This window comes from Pseudomonas sp. WPR_5_2, from assembly GCF_003634475.1.
In the GTDB taxonomy this organism is placed as follows: domain Bacteria; phylum Pseudomonadota; class Gammaproteobacteria; order Pseudomonadales; family Pseudomonadaceae; genus Aquipseudomonas; species Aquipseudomonas izuensis.
This window is the reverse complement of record NZ_RBLA01000004.1, coordinates 71,054-87,057: the sequence shown is the minus strand read 5'-3', so window position 1 is coordinate 87,057 and position 16,004 is coordinate 71,054. Positions and strand designations below refer to the sequence as shown.

Here is a 16,004-nt window from a genome sequence, read left to right as displayed (position 1 = left end):
GCGTGCTAAAGCGTTCGCAATACTCAAGTTGATAGCTGTTCTGTCATTACCCGCAACAACTCCGTCACTGATTCGAACTCCCGCTCAACCCCCGGCAACGCCGGCCGCTTCAACACCAACACCGGCACCCCACGCTCACGCGCCACTTCCAGCTTCGGTTCGGTCGCGGTGCTGCCGCTGTTCTTGCTGATCAGCACGTCGATCTGCCTTCGTTCGAACAGTTCACGTTCATCGTCGATCAGGAACGGTCCACGTGCGCCGATCACTTCGCAGCGCTCGTTGCCCGGATACACGTCCAGTGCGCGCAAGGTCCAGAATTGTTCCTCGGGAATTTCGTTCAGGTGTTGCAAGGGCTCGCGGCCCAGGGTGAACAGTGGTCGCCGAAAAGGCTTCAGCGCTTCGATCAGTTCGGCCCAATCGCTGACTTCGCGCCAGTCGTCCCCGGCTTGTGGCTGCCACGCCGGCCGCCGCAGTGCCCAGCAGGCAATACCACTCAGGTGCGCAGCGCTGGCGGCGCTCTGGCTGATTTTGGCCGCATAGGGATGCGTGGCATCCAGCAACAGGTCAATTCGTTCATCGCGGATGAACTGCGCCAGACCTTCGGCACCGCCATAGCCGCCGACGCGAACCTGACAGGTCAGGTCCGTTGGCACCCGACCGATACCGGCCAGGCTGTAGATGTGTTCGGGGCCGAGGGTGCGGGCGATGGCCAGGGCTTCGGTGACACCGCCCAGCAACAGAATGCGTTTCATTGAAAAGCTCCGGCATGGCCAACGATCCCGCCCTGGCGATCGATGGCAAACACTTCGACCTGAACCTGCGGCGGCACCACACTGCGGGCAAAGTCCAGGGCATGCCGGCACACCGCATCACCGAGGGCAACGCCGGCGGCGCTGGCCATGGCCAGGGCTTGCTGACTGGTGTTGGCCTCGCGGATGCCTTGCTGCAACGCTGTATCGGCACCGACCGCCGCGGCCCATTCGGCCAGTTGCGGCAGGTCGATGCTCGAATGCCGACTGTGCAAGTCCATGTGCCCGGCCGCCAGTTTGCTGATCTTGCCGAAGCCACCACAAATACTGAGTCTGTCCACCGGCACCTTGCGCAGGTGTTTGAGCACCGCGCCAACGAAGTCACCCATTTCGATCAGGGCAATTTCCGGCAGGTTGTAGACCCGGCGCATGGTGTCTTCGCTGGCGTTGCCGGTGCACGCGGCGATGTGCAGGTAGCCGTTGGTCTTCGCCACATCGATGCCCTGGTGGATCGAGGCAATGTAGGCCGCGCACGAGAACGGCCGGACGATGCCACTGGTCCCGAGGATCGACAGGCCACCGAGGATTCCCAGGCGCGGATTCATGGTTTTCAGCGCCAGGGCCTCGCCGTTTTCGACGTTGACCGTGACCTCGAAACCACCGCCATAGCCCAGTTCGCCGGCTAGTCGGGTCAGGTGATCGGTGATCATTTTGCGCGGCACCGGGTTGATCGCCGGTTCGCCGACGCCCAGCACCAGCCCGGGGCGAGTCACTGTGCCGACTCCGCGTCCCGCATTGAAACCAATGCCCGGCTCGGCGCGCAGGCGGACCTGGGAATAGAGCAGGGCACCATGGGTGACATCGGGATCGTCGCCGGCATCCTTGATCGTTCCGGCCTCGGCGCTGTCGTCCGTCAGCCGACAGAATTCCAGGCGCATCTGCACCTGCTTGCCCTTGGGCAAGACGATTTGCACCGCGTCCGCCGGGGTACCGGCGAGCAGCAGGCGAGCCGCGGCGAGGCAGGTTGCAGTGGCGCAGCTGCCCGTGGTCAAGCCACTGCGCAGCGGCGCGGGTTGTTCGGCGGTTTCGTCACGCATCGAGTGGTTTCGTCATATCCAGCAGGGTGATCGGCAATGCCTGGCGCCAGGTATCGAAGTCGCCCAGCGGTTGCGCCTGAGCGATATGGATGCGCGTCAGCTCCCCGCCATGCTGTTCACGCCATGCCATCAGGGTCATTTCACTTTGCAGCGTGACCGCGTTGGCAATCAGTCGGCCCCCCGGTTTTAGCGCGGCCCAGCAGCTGTCCAATACGCCTTCGCGGGTGACACCGCCACCGATGAAGATGGCGTCTGGACGTTCGAGCCCGTCGAGGGCGTGCGGTGCTCGGCCGCGAACCAGTTGCAGGCCAGGCACGCCGAGGGCATCGCGGTTGTGCTCGATCAACAGCTGCCGCCCGTTATCGGCCTCGATGGCCAGCGCCCGGCAACTCGGGTGGGCGCGCATCCATTCGATGCCGATCGAACCGCTGCCGGCGCCGACATCCCACAACAGTTCGCCGGGCACTGGAGCCAGGCGGGCCAGGGTAATCGCGCGCACGTCGCGTTTGGTCAGTTGGCCGTCATGCTTGAACGCCGAGTCGGGCAGCCCGGCCAGGCGCGACAGGCGTGGTGTATTTGGCTCGGCAATGCAGTCGATGGCGATCAGGTTCAAGTCGGCGATGGCGCAATCGGTCCAGTCGCTGGCAATGCCATCGATACGCCGCTCGGCTTCACCGCCCAGGTGCTCCAGCACGGTAAGGCGGCTGGGGCCGAAACCACGCTCGCGCAACAGCGTGGCGATGGCGGCCGGGCTGCGGCCATCGTTGCTCAGCACCAGCAGGCGCGCGCCGCTGAACAATTGGACGCTGAGTGCGGCGACTGGGCGGGCAACCACCGACAGTGTGACCACGTCCTGCAATGGCCAACCCATCCGGGCGGCGGCGAGGGAGCAGGAGGAGGGGGTGGGCAGTATCAGCATTTCATCGGCGGGGACTTGTCGGACGAGACTGGCGCCCACTCCGAAAAACATCGGATCGCCGCTGGCCAGGACGCAGACCGGCTCGCCGCGCCTGGCCAGGACCGGGTCAAGGGTAAAAGGACTGGGCCACAATTGCCGTTCGCCACGGATGCAGGCGGGTAACAAATCCAGTTGCCGCTGGCCGCCAATGATCCGCGAAGCGTTCAACAGGGCGTGCCGGGCATTTTTGCCCAGGCCATTGAAGCCGTTCTCACCAATTCCCACTACCGTCAGCCAGGGCGACATCTATATTCCTCAAACGCACTGATCCGACGGGCAGACTTTTCATGCCGTCGAACAAAGCAGGCATAATACCGCGCCTTTGCTTGCGAATCGCCTTTCCAACATTCCCGGTCTCTCCTTTGAACGAACGCCCGCTGACCACTGCCTTACGCCCCTCGGCCTGCCCGGGGTTGTTGCGTATCGTCCAGGCTCTGGACGGCGGTATCTGCCGGATCAAACTCAACGGCGGCTCCATCCGCTCACAGCAGGCGGTTGCCGTGGCTGACGCAGCCGAGCGATACGCCGGTGGGGTGATCGAGGCGACCAACCGCGCCAACCTGCAGATCCGCGGGATAGGCCGCGAACAGGCGTCGTTGATCGACAGCCTGCTGGCCGCCGGGTTGGGGCCAAGCGATGCGGCGGGTGATGACGTGCGCAATCTGATGCTCAGCCCTGCTGCCGGGATCGATCGGCAGATGCTGTTCGACACTCGACCGCTGGCGGATCAGATTCTCGCCACGGTGCAACGGCACGAACGTTTCCACGACCTCAGCGCCAAGTTTGCCGTGCAGCTTGATGGCGGCGAGGCCTTGGCGATGCTCGAGCATCCCCACGACCTGTGGCTCTCGGCCTTTGAGCGAGACGGCGAGCTGCGGCTGGCGTTTGGTCTGGCCGGTTGCCCCACGGATCAGCCCACAGGCTCGGTTGCACTCGACGATGGCCATGACCTGGTGGTGGCGGTGCTTGAGTTGTTTCTGGAACTGGCGCGTCCCGAGCAAACGCGGATGCGTCATTTGTTGGCCGAGTATTCAATCGAAGACTTTCTGGTTCGACTGGCCGAGCGTGTCTCCGTCCAGGGCGTGACCGATGGGCGGCGCACCGCGGACTCGAGTGTTCTGCACATTGGCGCTCATCCGCAGGCCGAGACCGGGGTTATCTACGTCGGGGCAGTGCCACCGCTGGGGCGACTGGATCCCGCAACATTGCGCGGAGCTGCACAGCTGGCGGACGCGTTCGGCGATGGCAGCCTGCGGTTCACACCTTGGCAAGGCCTGCTGTTGCCCAACATTCGCAACGAACACGGCACTGAAGTCATTCGAGGTCTGGAGCGACTGGGCTTGCTATGCAACGCCGATCAGTCGTTGACCCGGATGATTGCGTGCACCGGTTCAAACGGTTGTGGCAAAAGCCTGGCCGAGACCAAGGGCGATGCCCGGCAACTGGCTGCACTACTACAACGCCACGCCCTGAGCGTTCATCTGAGCGGTTGCCCGCGTTCCTGCGCTGCCGCTCATACGGCGCCGGTGACGTTGCTGGCCGTCGCCCCCGGTCACTACGACCTCTATTTTCGCGATGCAGCGCAGTCCGGTTTCGGCGCGCTGCATGCACGCAACCTTACTATTGAAGCGGTCGCAGCCTTGCTCGACGCCCGCTCACGGAGCCCCCTTGATGCTTGATTACATCCGCGACGGTCAGGAGATCTATCGCAATTCCTTCGCGATCATTCGCACCGAGGCCAACCTCGCGCGAATCCCGACCGATCTGGAAAAACTCGCGGTTCGGGTGATTCACGCCTGTGGCATGGTCGACGCCATCGACGGTTTGCAATTTTCCGAAGGCGCGGGCAAGGCCGGGCGCGATGCGCTGGCGGCCGGTGCGCCGATTCTGTGCGATGCACGGATGGTTTCCGAGGGCATCACCCGAGCGCGTTTGCCGGCGAACAATCCAGTCATCTGCACCTTGCGTGATGAAAGCGTGCCGGAGCTGGCTCGTGAACTGGGCAACACCCGTTCCGCCGCCGCACTGGAATTGTGGCGTCCGCACCTGGAAGGCAGCGTGGTGGTGATCGGCAATGCGCCGACGGCGCTGTTCTATTTGCTGGAAATGCTTGATGCCGGTGCGCCGAAACCGGCGCTGATCCTTGGCTTCCCGGTGGGCTTCGTCGGTGCAGCCGAGTCCAAGGCAATGCTCGCGGCGGACAGCCGTGGCGTGCCTTTCGTCATCATGCAAGGTCGCCTGGGCGGTAGCGCCATGGCCGCCGCCGCCGTCAATGCCCTCGCCACGGAGATCGAATGATGCAACAACCTGGACGTTTGATCGGCCTTGGCGTCGGTCCCGGTGATCCTGAACTGATTACTGTCAAAGCCTTGCGCCTGTTGCGTGAATCACCGGTTGTGGCGTACTTCGTCGCCAAGGGCAAAAAGGGCAATGCTTTCGGCATCATCGAGGCGCATTTGCAGGGTGCCCAGACCTTGTTGCCGCTGGTTTACCCGGTGACCACCGAGGCGCTGCCGGCACCGTTGTCTTATGAACAAGTGATCAGTGATTTCTACGATGCCGCCGGTGAGCAACTGGCCGTGCACCTGGATGCGGGTCGCGACGTGGCAGTGATCTGCGAAGGTGATCCGTTCTTCTACGGTTCCTACATGTACCTGCACGACCGGCTCGCCGAGCGCTATCAGGCCGAAGTCGTGCCGGGCGTCTGCTCGATGCTGGGTGGGGCTTCGGTACTCGGAGCGCCGCTGGTGTATCGCAATCAGAGTCTGTCGGTATTGTCCGGCGTGTTGCCCCATGATGAGCTCAAACGCCGCCTGGCCGATGCCGATGCCGCGGTAATCATGAAGTTGGGGCGCAACTTTCCCAAGGTTCGCCAGGTGCTGGAAGAACTCGGGCTGGCCGAGCGCGCGCTTTACGTCGAGCGCGCGACCATGGCCAACCAGAAAATCGTGCCGCTGGATCAAGTCGAGCCGATGTCCTCGCCGTACTTCTCGCTGATCATCGTTCCGGGCGAAAGGTGGCAAGGCTGATGACTCGTCCAGTTCCGGCAATTGTCATTCTCGGTAATGGCAGCCTCGCTACCGCACGTACTATTGCGAAGCTGTATCCCGGTGCATTGATCCACGGCCTGGCCGAACGGGTCGAGGGCGCGGACCGTGTCTATCACGAGTTCGGCGCTACCCTGCGCGAGCTTTATCAACAGGACACGCCGATCATCGCCCTGTGCGCTGCCGGGATCGTGATCCGTACTCTCGCGCCGCTGCTGCTGGAAAAGGGCGCTGAGCCGCCCGTACTGGCGGTAGCCGAAGACGGCAGTGCGGTGGTGCCATTGCTGGGTGGCCTGGGCGGTGTGAACGTGCTGGCGCGGGAGATTGCCGCAGGCTTGAACGTGGCGCCCGCCATTACCACCAGCGGTGAGTTGCGCTTCGGTACTTGCCTGCTCAATCCTCCAAGTGGCTACGCCCTTGGTGATCTGGAACTGGGCAAGCGATTTGTCTCCGACTTGCTGGCCGGTGAAACGGTGCGCATCGAAGGCGCGGCACCCTGGCTGGCGCAAGCACAGTTGCCGGAGGATGCTCAGGCGCGACTGGCGCTGCATGTCAGTCCCGTCGAGCGTGTGCCCACGGCCAATGAATTGCTGATCTATCCACGCAGTGTGTTGGTGGCGGTCAGTGGCGGCATTACAGATTTGCCGAACGCGGTGCGCGAGGCTTTGCATCAGTCTCGCATCGCGGTGCAATCGGTGGCCTGCCTGTTGGCGGCCGATACCGATATGGCCAGCCCGGCGCTACGTGAAGCAGCCCTTGAGTTGGGTGTGCCGTTGCGTTTTACCAACGGGGGAGCAGGTGTTGGTGAGCTGGTCAGCAATGCCATCAGTCAGCCTGTATCCGTTCTGGGTGATGACAGCATTGCCATTGTGGTCGCTGAACAACCGCTGGATCCGTTGCAGATTGGTCGGCCTCGCGGACGTCTGGCGGTGATAGGGTTGGGCCCCGGTGCCGCCGAACTGATGGTGCCAGCGGTGAAGTCCGAACTGGCTCGCGCCAATGATGTGCTGGGTTATGAAACCTACGTGCGGATGGCCGGACCGTTCCGTGATGACCAGGTGCTGCATTGCACCGACAACCGCGAAGAGATGCAGCGGGCACGCCATGCGTTTGAACTGGCGGCTCAAGGGCGTTCGGTGGTGGTGGTGTCGTCTGGCGACCCGGGCGTGTTTGCCATGGCGGCCGCCGTGCTTGAAGCGTTGCATGAGTCCAGCGATCCAGCGTGGCACCGCGTTGATCTGGAAATCCTGCCGGGCGTGTCCGCGTCACTGGCGACGGCTGCCCAGGCTGGCGCGCCCTTGGGGCATGACTTCTGCGTGATATCGCTGTCGGACAACCTCAAGCCTTGGTCGATCATTGAGAAACGTCTGGATCTGGCAGCTCAAGCGGACCTGGCCCTGGCGTTCTACAACCCGATCTCGCGTTCACGTCCTTGGCAACTTGGGCAGGCGCTGGATATCGTTTCCCGCCATCGCGAGCCCCAGACCCCGGTCGTGTTGGGACGGGACATCGGCCGCCCAGGCCAGACCTTGCGGGTCATCACCCTCGGTCAGTTGACCCCGGATCAGGTCGACATGCGCACCATGGTGTTGATCGGTTCTTCCACGACATGCACTTTTCCCCGTGCCGACGGCGGAGAATGGGTTTATACGCCGCGCTGGTACGGTACTAAACCGGGCTGTTGATGATTACGGCCTCGTTCCGGGGCCGTTTTACCCAGATAATAATGTGGACACTCATCTTGTGTTTGGTGTCTTGTTGTTGTTGTGTCTGAATTGGCAATTTGTTGTATGAGTTTCTATTTATTGTTAATTGAGTCTTGTGGGTGAATGCTTTAGTTTGGATTTGTCGCATGAGGCGACTTGATACTAACTAAGGAGTAATGATGGATAATTTTATTTTCACGGACTTGTTGTTTGATCCCTTGTCCCAAGATGAATATTTCGAAGGAATTGAAACTCAGTTGGCCGAGGCTTCTTCTCAACCACGCGTCAGAGGTTTCAGTGGGGATTTCGATTTTGCGTTTTCTCGTACAGAGCAAGAGCATGATGCATCCATTGTTGGTCAATCACTCGTAGTGTTCGAAGAGCGTCTTTCCGAGGACGACAAGCAGGATGCATTGGATAGCCAGGCCTTTGCCGAAGCCGTCGTTCGTAAATTGCCTGCCAATAGCTCCCAGGAGCAACGCTACGCCGCGTACAACGAGGCATTGACTGCGCTCGGCTGGGTTACCGAAAGCTATACCCGCAAGACTCATGACTCCAAAACACTGACGCTGACTATGAATGAAGCACTGTTGCAGGTGCTGCAGACCGTCATCAGTGCTGGTTCGGGTAATGTGCTGAATCTGGTGGCCAGCGGCTTCGAAAAGCTGAAGGGAGACCAGGCAGCCCTAAAGGTAATCGAGTCGGGAAGCAAGAACAGTCAAGTCGTCAGCTTCAAGGCAGTCCCTTGCATCGTTGCTCCAGGTGGTGGAATGGCGATGGTCATGGGAGGGCTTGATGTCTATAGTAAGCATTACAATGGTGACTTTTTGTTCTTTACCTTCAATACTCAGGGTGTGCATCTTTTTCAGGCGGCTGGAATTCGAAAGTTCAATAAGCGAGCTTTCGATCGCAAGCGCCAGCAGGTGTACAGTTATATTGACCAGTTTGGTGATGGGCTATTCAAGAAGCTGGCGGGCTAACGGCCTACAGTAACGTTATCAGTTGTTGTGTTGTTATTAAGGTTTGGCTGGCGAGGTATTTATATGCCGGTACATGCAGATGCTGCTGTGGTGGGTGGTTGTTTGCTTGCTTTTGATTCAAGAGTCGACTTGCAAGACCAGCAGGATATACAGGACTGTTTGCTATATTCCGAATTGACGGCGAACGATAAATACCCACAGCACACGTCACAGAAAGTTTGGTTCGATTGCTACAAGAATCAATTGCTGGAAGTCGGTTTCACCCTGGAAGCTATGGTTCACACCGAACCGTTCCGGGTGACGAGTGTTCCCCAGTTACTGAGGACTGGCCATGAGGTCATTGTTCGGCTTGGCTCCAAGCGCATGGGAGAGCTTTTCGAATATACCTACAGGGCGTTGGAGTTAGACAAATTCGCTTGGGAGTTTTTCCACGGTAACGTCATGCACGGCGGTCTGGGCATTCTCAAATGTGCGCCTTGCGAGCGCCTGGCATCGGGCAAAACGGTTGTCTGTCTTTTTGGCATGCGTGTCAGTACTACTGTGACAGAGCAGGATTTTTTCTTCTGGAAGGAGTTTGACAAAAGGGTGCTGATTGTCCCGGACGGTGGTGTGTATGCCTTCAAGCGAAAAGTATTTGAGGATCACCGTGCGCAGGTGCACGAAAAAATCGAGGCTTACTCTGAAAGATTACTTGTGCACAAACTCAAGCTCTGAATATCTGCCCTGGTAAAAAACAAAGGCCTTGTCTTAATGACAAGGCCTTTTCGTAACTGTCATGTTTCGGCAGGTCAGGGCACCAGATAACCTTTGACCCCGGTAAAAATAATCTGCGCCGCCAACGCACACACGAACAACCCCATCAACCGACTGACAATCTGCAATCCCTGATCGCCGAGAATACGTTCGATGCGGTTGGACAGGTACAGCACCACACCGACAGTGAAACTGGCCAGGGCAATACTGAGAATGGCCGTGAGCTTGTCATCCCAATGCGGCTGGCTCACGCCCATCACTAGCAAGGCACCAATAGTGCCGGGGCCGACCGTCAGAGGGATGGTCAGCGGGACGATGGTCACATCCTGCTGCACGTTGTCGGTCTGCACCGCCGACTTGCCCTGAGCCATGCCCAGCGCCGAGATGAACAGCACGCTGCCGGCGCCAATGCGGAACGCGTCCACGGTGATACCGAAAACGCTGAAAATCACCCGGCCAAACAGGTACAACAAGACACTTGAGACCAGGGTGGCGATCGCCACTTTCCAGGCCAGCCGACGTTGTTCCTTGCGCGAGTATCCGCGGGTCAGACTGATGAAGCAGGACAATACGAAGAACGGGCTATAAAGCACCAGCATCTTCAGGTAAACGCTGAACAACACATGGAGCATGGTGCAGGCTCACTGGCGAGGGAGGTCGAGGGGGGAGTCTATCAGGCGTTGCCGGGTCTGTCGGCTCAGGACGTGGGTGTCGCCGTGCGGTTCTGCAGATCGCGTTGGGCAACCCAGTGTTCGATCAGTTCGCGCAATTGCGAAAGCTCGACCGGCTTGGCCATGTGCCCATCCATGCCCGCCTGGCGCGCGCGCTCCTTATGCTCGGCAAGGATGTGTGCGGTCAACGCAACCACTGGAGTACGGGTGCGCTGGTTGCCCACTTCCCAGGCGCGCAATTGCTGGGTAGCCGAGAAACCGTCGAGGATGGGCATCTCGCAGTCCATCAACACCAGGTCGTAACGTTGCGCCTTCATGGCCTGCAAGGCTTCTTCACCATTGCTGGCCGTGTCAGGTTGCAGATTGAGCTTGCCCAGCATGCCGCGGATAACCTTGGTCGAGATGCTGTTGTCTTCGGCCACCAGAATGCGGAAATCGCTGGGCACCTTGACCGGCAGGGGGCCGCCGGACGGCGGTTGGTGCATGACTGCGAGGCCCTTGTTGCGTTGGGTCAGCTCGTCGGCCAGGGTCGTTTTGAGGGTGTAGCCGGCCACCGGTTTGGCGAGGATGCGTTTGATCCCCGAGTTGCGCGCGATGATTTTGCTCGGCGCATTGCTGATGCCGGTGAGCATGATCAGCAAGATATCGTGGTTCAGGCTCGGATCTTCCTTGATCTTGGCGGCCAGATGCATGCCGGTCATGCCAGGCATATTCTGGTCCAGCAGGACGACGTCGAAGTAGTCGCGCAAGTGCGCCTTGGTGCGCAGCAACGCCAGTGCTTCCTTGCCGGACGGAACGGCGCTGACGTTCAGGCCCCAGGCGCTGCACTGTTGCACCAGAACCTTGCGACAGGTGTCGTTGTCATCCACCACCAGAACCCGGGCGCCTTGCAGCGGTCCATCAAGGTCGGAGGTCGGGTGCTCGAGGCGATCAGGGTCCAGCGGCAAAGTCAGCCATAAGGTGCTGCCCTGATTGCTGCCGCTCTTGATGCCGAACTCGCCTTGCATCAGGCGGATCAGCTGTCGGGCGATCACCAGCCCCAGATTGCCGCCCAGACGGTTGGCCGAGAGGAAGTGCTTGCTGTGCAGTTCGGCGTGCATCAGCGCATCGCGCTCTTCGGCGTCCATGGGTTCGCCACTGTCCTGCACGGCAATGCGCAGGCGAGGTTTGGCACTGCGTTCGTCGAGCGCGACGACGATCAGGATTTCGCCTTCGTCGGTTTTCTTCAGGGCATTTTCAAGCAGGCTCAACAAGGTCTGGCGCAGGCGTGTCGGGTCGCCACTGATGACCCGCGGAACTTGCGGCTGAATGAAGCTGATCAACTCGACGTTCTGCTGTTCGGCCTTGGCGCGGAAGATGCTCAGGCAGTCTTCGATCAGTGCGTTGAGATCGAACTGCACGTCGTCGAGTTCGATTTGCCCGGATTCGAGTTTGGAGATGTCGAGGATTTCGTTGATCAGCGTGAGCAGTTCGTTGCCGGCGCTATGGATGGTCTGCACATAGTCGCGCTGCTTGACCGAGAGTGGCGTACCCAGCAACAGCTCGGTCATGCCCAGCACGCCATTCATCGGTGTGCGGATCTCATGGCTGATCTTCGCCAGGAATTCGGCCTTGGCGTTGATCTCGGCGTTGCTGGCCGCGAGGTCGCGGCTGATGCTGAAACGGTCTTCAGTGATACGGCGCTGGCGCTCGCTCAAGGCAATGCTCATCAACAGGCCGCTGATGCAGATGAATGCCAGCAGGGTGGTGATCAGGCCATGGGGCTCGATCAGGGTCAGGCCGAGCAGGGCGGGCAGGATGATCAGAGTGCCGAGGTTGAACACCACCATGGCCGCCACGAACAGCCGCGCCGGACGATAGCCTTTCTGCCAGTGATAGGCGCTGACAAACAGCATGCTCAAGCCTGCCAGGGCGACCAGACCGTAGGTGATGATATTCAGCGGCAGTGTGTTGACGAAGAGCAGCAGCAGGCCGCAGATCATGATGAATACGATGTCGCCCAGAATCAGCTTGTTCAGCGGATGCGGACCGAGGGGGGCGAAGAAGCGATAGGCGAACATCAGTCCACAGGGGGCCGTCAATAACAGGGCGAGGTATGCCCCCGGCGTTTGCACCGCTTGCCAATTCGGCAGCCAGGGCCCAGCCAGATTCAGCAACAGTACAAGGCTGAGCCCCAACAAGGCTTCACAAGCTGCCAGCCAGACACTGCTGCGCGAGCGAGTGTAGGCGTAGCGGATGAGGTTGTGCAGGATCAGCATGCCGATGCAGCCCAGCAACAGGCCGTAAATCAGCGACTGGTTCTGGCTGGCCGCGGTCATGACCGCCGATTCCAGGGTGATATAGGGGCGCAGCTGATGTTCGGAAACCAGGCGCAGGTAAACGTCGAGGGGCTTTTCGTTTTGCGGTAGCGGCAGCATGAAGTCGCTGCTGGGCAGTGGCCGGTCCGCCAGGGGCTGTTTGTTACCGGTGGTCGACTGCTCTATCAGCTTGTCGCCGTCCAGCACATACATGTTGAGTTGCAGCAGGTCGGGTGCGAACACCCTCAGCACTTGTTCATGCTTGCCGGGTGCGAGGCGAAAGCGTAGCCAGAGTGCGCCATCGGGCTCGGCTGCCTTGACGCGTTCCAGATCGATGGGACTGAATTGGTTGGTATAGCGGGCGGAACGGATATCGCTCAGTTGCAGGTCGCCCTGTTCGTCAAGCAATACAGCCAAGCCACTGCCTTGCCCGGCTTGGGCCGGGAGCATGCAGAGCAGTGTCAGCAAGGTGACGGTGAAGCCTATGGCAATCCTGAGCCAGCGCACGGCGAAATCCCTTCGTAGGTTGATGCCAGAATATAACTATGCGCGGCGCCGGAATAGTCAGGCAAGGGCTCGAAGCCCTTGCCCGGCCGAATGGGTAGCTTATTCCTGATTTTCGCCACGCTCGCGGGCAATGGCACGGTAGCCAATGTCCTTGCGATAGAAACAACCTTCCCAATCAATACTGGCCGCCAGTTTGTAAGCCTGCTGTTGAGCCGCATCGACGCTGGTGCCCATGGCCGTGGCGCAGAGCACTCGACCGCCGGCTGTCACCACCTGGCCGTCCTTGAGGGCAGTGCCGGCGTGGAATACTTTGCCTTCCAGCGCCGCCGCTGCATCCAGACCCTGGATGGCCACGCCTTTGGCATAGTCACCAGGATAGCCTCCCGCCGCCAACACGATGCCGACGCTCGGACGTGGATCCCATTGTGCCTCGACCTTGTCCAGCGCCTGTGCCAGGGCCGCTTCGACCAGCAGGACCAGGCTCGACTGCAAGCGCAGCATGACCGGTTGGGTCTCAGGGTCGCCGAAACGGCAGTTGAATTCGATAACTTTTGGGTTACCGGCCTTGTCAATCATCAGGCCCGCGTACAGGAAGCCAGTGTAGACGTTACCTTCGTCGGCCATGCCGCGAACCGTCGGCCAGATCACCAGGTCCATGACACGCTTGTGCACTTCACTGGTGACAACCGGGGCAGGGGAGTAGGCCCCCATGCCGCCGGTGTTCGGACCGGTGTCGCCGTCGCCGACGCGTTTGTGGTCCTGGCTGGTGGCCATTGGCAATACGTTCTTGCCATCGACCATAACGATGAAGCTGGCCTCTTCGCCGTCCAGGAACTCTTCGATCACGACGCGCGAACCGGCATCGCCGAAGGCATTGCCTGCCAGCATGTCGCGCACGGCATCTTCGGCTTCGGCCAGGGTCATGGCGACAATCACGCCTTTACCCGCTGCAAGGCCGTCGGCCTTGATCACGATTGGGGCGCCTTTCTCACGCAGGTAAGCCAGTGCGGGCTCGATCTCGGTGAAGTTCTGGTAGTCGGCGGTCGGGATCTTGTGGCGAGCCAGGAAATCCTTGGTGAACGCTTTCGAGCCTTCCAGTTGAGCAGCGCCAGCGGTCGGGCCGAAGCAATCCAGGCCACGGGAGCGGAACAGGTCAACCACACCGGCGACCAGCGGCACTTCCGGGCCGACGATGGTCAGGGAAACATTTTTCTCGGCGAAGTCTGCCAACTGCTCCAGGGCCAGCACGTCGATAGCGACGTTCTCGCACTTGGCTTCAATGGCAGTGCCGGCATTACCGGGCGCCACGAACACTTTCTGCACGCGCGGATCCTGAGCCACTTTCCAGGCCAGGGCGTGTTCACGGCCACCGCTGCCAATGATCAAAACATTCATTTCAAAAACCTCGGATGACGCTAATTCTTGATAGCACCGCGGGGATGCTTTTATGTGGGAGCGAGCCTGCTCGCGAAGGTGGTGTGTCAGTCACATCAAAGTTTAATGTGCCGCCGTCTTCGCGAGCAGGCTCGCTCCCACAGTTGATCTATGTGTCAGTGACGGAAGTGGCGCATGCCGGTGAAGACCATGGCAATGCCGGCTTCGTCAGCGGCTGCAATCACTTCGGCATCACGCATCGAGCCGCCTGGTTGGATCACAGCAGTCACGCCCGCCTTGGCCGCATTGTCCAGACCATCGCGGAACGGGAAGAATGCGTCGGAAGCCATCACCGAACCGGCGACCTGCAAGCCAGCATGTTCAGCCTTGATCGCAGCAATGCGCGCAGAGTTCACGCGGCTCATCTGGCCAGCGCCGACACCGATGGTCTGACGGTTCTTGGCGTAGACGATGGCGTTGGATTTGACGTATTTGGCGACTTTCCAGGCGAAGATCAGGTCGTTGATCTCTTGCTCGGTTGGTGCACGCTTGGTCACAACCTTCAGGTCTTCGCTGCCGATCATGCCGATGTCGCGGCTCTGTACCAGCAGGCCGCCATTGACGCGTTTGTAGTCCCAGGCAGCGGCGCGATCCGCCGACCACTCGCCGCAGGCCAGCAGGCGTACGTTGGCTTTGGCCGCCACGATGGCGCGGGCTTCTTCGCTGACGCTTGGGGCAATGATCACTTCGACGAACTGACGGTCGACGATGGCCTTGGCGGTTTCAGCGTCCAGTTCGCGGTTGAAGGCGATGATGCCGCCGAATGCGGATTCGGTATCGGTGGCGTAGGCCAGGTCGTAGGCCTTGCGGATACCGCCTTCGGCATCCGGGCTCACGGCCACGCCGCACGGGTTGGCGTGCTTGACGATCACGCAGGCCGGCTTGACGAAGCTCTTCACGCATTCCAGCGCGGCGTCGGTGTCGGCCACGTTGTTGTACGACAGTTCCTTGCCTTGCAGTTGGGTCGCGGTGGCGATGCCGACTTCGGCCGGCTTGGCTTCCACGTAGAACGCCGCGCTCTGGTGCGGGTTCTCGCCGTAGCGCATTTCCTGGGCCTTGATGAACTGGCTGTTGAAAGTGCGCGGGAATTCGCTGCGACCTTCAGTGCTGAGGGTGTCAGCGGCCTGGTTCACGGTGCCCATGTAGTTGGCGATCATGCCGTCGTAGGCAGCGGTATGTTCGAATGCCTTGAGCATCAGGTCGAAACGCTGAGCGTAGGTCAGGCCGCCGGCCTTTAGATTTTCCAGGACGTTGGCGTAATCGCCGGCATTGACCACGATGGCCACGTCCTTGTGGTTCTTGGCAGCCGAGCGGACCATGGTCGGGCCACCGATGTCGATGTTCTCGATCGCAGTCGGCAGGTCGCAGCCTGGCTTGTTGATGGTGGCTTCGAACGGGTAGAGGTTGACCGCTACCAGGTCGATCGGCTTGATGCCGTGCTCGTTCATGATGGCGTCGTCGATACCGCGACGACCGAGGATCCCGCCGTGGATTTTCGGGTGCAGGGTTTTCACCCGACCGTCCATCATTTCCGCGAAGCCGGTGTAATCAGCGACTTCCACGGCGGCAACGCCGTTGTCCTGCAGCAGCTTGAATGTTCCGCCGGTGGAGAGGATCTCGACGCCCAGGGCTTCAAGCTCTTTGGCGAATTCGAGGATCCCGGTCTTGTCGGAAACACTGATCAAGGCGCGGCGGATCGGCAGGCGGGTAGTCTGGTCGGTCATCTCAATTTCCATCAAAAGCAAAGGAGTCAGCAAAAAAGGCGACCGGTTTTACGCGGGCGCCTTTCTGGTTTGATTGAATGC

13 protein-coding genes are annotated in these 16,004 nt (G+C 60.4%); 6 read left to right on the top strand and 7 right to left on the bottom strand.

The genetic code is table 11. The features are described 5' to 3' along the window. Positions 1 to 23: 23 nt before the first annotated feature. From BJ917_RS16070 to cbiE, 3 genes are read right to left on the bottom strand one after another with little or no spacing between them, the layout of a single operon-like run. Positions 24 to 752 carry a cobalt-precorrin-6A reductase gene (locus BJ917_RS16070; RefSeq protein WP_121103834.1) on the bottom strand — a complete coding sequence of 243 codons (729 nt, stop codon included), beginning with the start codon at positions 750 to 752 and terminating at the stop codon, positions 24 to 26. After that, the gene (locus BJ917_RS16065) at positions 749 to 1,846 is read right to left on the bottom strand and encodes a cobalt-precorrin-5B (C(1))-methyltransferase (protein ID WP_121103833.1); all 1,098 of its coding nucleotides are present in this window, start codon (positions 1,844 to 1,846) and stop codon (positions 749 to 751) included. The genes BJ917_RS16070 and BJ917_RS16065 overlap by 4 nt, the downstream gene beginning before the upstream one ends. Then, a complete protein-coding gene (gene cbiE / locus BJ917_RS16060) occupies positions 1,839 to 3,050 on the bottom strand; it encodes a precorrin-6y C5,15-methyltransferase (decarboxylating) subunit CbiE (RefSeq protein ID WP_121103832.1) in 1,212 nt (403 codons plus the stop codon). The genes BJ917_RS16065 and cbiE overlap by 8 nt, the downstream gene beginning before the upstream one ends. Positions 3,051 to 3,091: 41 nt before the next feature. On the opposite strand from cbiE, the gene cobG reads away from it, so the two are divergent. From cobG to BJ917_RS16030, 6 genes are all read left to right on the top strand, one after another. After that, positions 3,092 to 4,483, top strand: coding sequence for a precorrin-3B synthase (gene cobG, locus BJ917_RS16055; RefSeq protein ID WP_121103831.1), 1,392 nt, complete (start codon positions 3,092 to 3,094; stop codon positions 4,481 to 4,483). Beyond that, on the top strand, positions 4,476 to 5,102 hold the full coding sequence (locus tag BJ917_RS16050) for a precorrin-8X methylmutase (RefSeq protein WP_121103830.1): 627 nt from the start codon (positions 4,476 to 4,478) through the stop codon (positions 5,100 to 5,102). Before cobG ends, BJ917_RS16050 begins: the two co-directional genes overlap by 8 nt. Continuing rightward, positions 5,102 to 5,833, top strand: a complete 732-nt coding sequence (locus tag BJ917_RS16045) for a precorrin-2 C(20)-methyltransferase (RefSeq protein WP_096513623.1) — start codon at positions 5,102 to 5,104, stop codon at positions 5,831 to 5,833. Before BJ917_RS16050 ends, BJ917_RS16045 begins: the two co-directional genes overlap by 1 nt. Next, positions 5,833 to 7,536, top strand: coding sequence for a precorrin-3B C(17)-methyltransferase (gene cobJ, locus BJ917_RS16040; RefSeq protein ID WP_121103829.1), 1,704 nt, complete (start codon positions 5,833 to 5,835; stop codon positions 7,534 to 7,536). The genes BJ917_RS16045 and cobJ overlap by 1 nt, the downstream gene beginning before the upstream one ends. 200 nt (positions 7,537 to 7,736) lie before the next feature. Continuing rightward, positions 7,737 to 8,537, top strand: a complete 801-nt coding sequence (locus tag BJ917_RS16035) for a hypothetical protein (protein ID WP_256658553.1) — start codon at positions 7,737 to 7,739, stop codon at positions 8,535 to 8,537. Between the two features lie 63 nt (positions 8,538 to 8,600). Continuing rightward, positions 8,601 to 9,251 (top strand): hypothetical protein, encoded by a 651-nt coding sequence (locus BJ917_RS16030; protein WP_121103827.1) that lies wholly within the window; start codon positions 8,601 to 8,603, stop codon positions 9,249 to 9,251. Between the two features lie 74 nt (positions 9,252 to 9,325). On the opposite strand, the gene BJ917_RS16025 is transcribed toward BJ917_RS16030, so the two are convergent. The 4 genes from BJ917_RS16025 to purH form a co-directional block, all read right to left on the bottom strand. Continuing rightward, a complete protein-coding gene (locus BJ917_RS16025) occupies positions 9,326 to 9,922 on the bottom strand; it encodes a MarC family protein (RefSeq protein ID WP_096513619.1) in 597 nt (198 codons plus the stop codon). Positions 9,923 to 9,987: 65 nt separating this feature from the next. Continuing rightward, complete coding sequence (locus BJ917_RS16020) at positions 9,988 to 12,765, bottom strand: hybrid sensor histidine kinase/response regulator (RefSeq protein ID WP_121103826.1); 2,778 nt, start codon at positions 12,763 to 12,765, stop codon at positions 9,988 to 9,990. Positions 12,766 to 12,864: 99 nt separating this feature from the next. Further along, complete coding sequence (gene purD / locus BJ917_RS16015) at positions 12,865 to 14,160, bottom strand: phosphoribosylamine--glycine ligase (protein ID WP_096513617.1); 1,296 nt, start codon at positions 14,158 to 14,160, stop codon at positions 12,865 to 12,867. A 155-nt stretch (positions 14,161 to 14,315) separates the two neighbouring features. Continuing rightward, positions 14,316 to 15,923: a bifunctional phosphoribosylaminoimidazolecarboxamide formyltransferase/IMP cyclohydrolase gene (gene purH / locus BJ917_RS16010; protein WP_096513616.1), complete on the bottom strand. Its 1,608-nt coding sequence runs from the start codon at positions 15,921 to 15,923 to the stop codon at positions 14,316 to 14,318. Between the last annotated feature and the right edge of the window lie 81 nt (positions 15,924 to 16,004).

What these genes read in the sequence shown, in the direction of transcription:
- BJ917_RS16030 (WP_121103827.1), top strand. Translation starts at nt 8,601, where the DNA reads ATGCCGGTACATGCAGATGCTGCTGTGGTGGGTGGTTGTTTGCTTGCT.
- cobG (WP_121103831.1), top strand. Translation starts at nt 3,092, where the DNA reads ATGCCGTCGAACAAAGCAGGCATAATACCGCGCCTTTGCTTGCGAATC.
- BJ917_RS16050 (WP_121103830.1), top strand. Translation starts at nt 4,476, where the DNA reads ATGCTTGATTACATCCGCGACGGTCAGGAGATCTATCGCAATTCCTTC.
- BJ917_RS16065 (WP_121103833.1), bottom strand. Translation starts at nt 1,846, where the DNA reads ATGCGTGACGAAACCGCCGAACAACCCGCGCCGCTGCGCAGTGGCTTG.
- cbiE (WP_121103832.1), bottom strand. Translation starts at nt 3,050, where the DNA reads ATGTCGCCCTGGCTGACGGTAGTGGGAATTGGTGAGAACGGCTTCAAT.
- purD (WP_096513617.1), bottom strand. Translation starts at nt 14,160, where the DNA reads ATGAATGTTTTGATCATTGGCAGCGGTGGCCGTGAACACGCCCTGGCC.
- cobJ (WP_121103829.1), top strand. Translation starts at nt 5,833, where the DNA reads ATGACTCGTCCAGTTCCGGCAATTGTCATTCTCGGTAATGGCAGCCTC.
- BJ917_RS16070 (WP_121103834.1), bottom strand. Translation starts at nt 752, where the DNA reads ATGAAACGCATTCTGTTGCTGGGCGGTGTCACCGAAGCCCTGGCCATC.
- BJ917_RS16025 (WP_096513619.1), bottom strand. Translation starts at nt 9,922, where the DNA reads ATGCTCCATGTGTTGTTCAGCGTTTACCTGAAGATGCTGGTGCTTTAT.
- BJ917_RS16045 (WP_096513623.1), top strand. Translation starts at nt 5,102, where the DNA reads ATGCAACAACCTGGACGTTTGATCGGCCTTGGCGTCGGTCCCGGTGAT.
- BJ917_RS16035 (WP_256658553.1), top strand. Translation starts at nt 7,737, where the DNA reads ATGGATAATTTTATTTTCACGGACTTGTTGTTTGATCCCTTGTCCCAA.
- purH (WP_096513616.1), bottom strand. Translation starts at nt 15,923, where the DNA reads ATGACCGACCAGACTACCCGCCTGCCGATCCGCCGCGCCTTGATCAGT.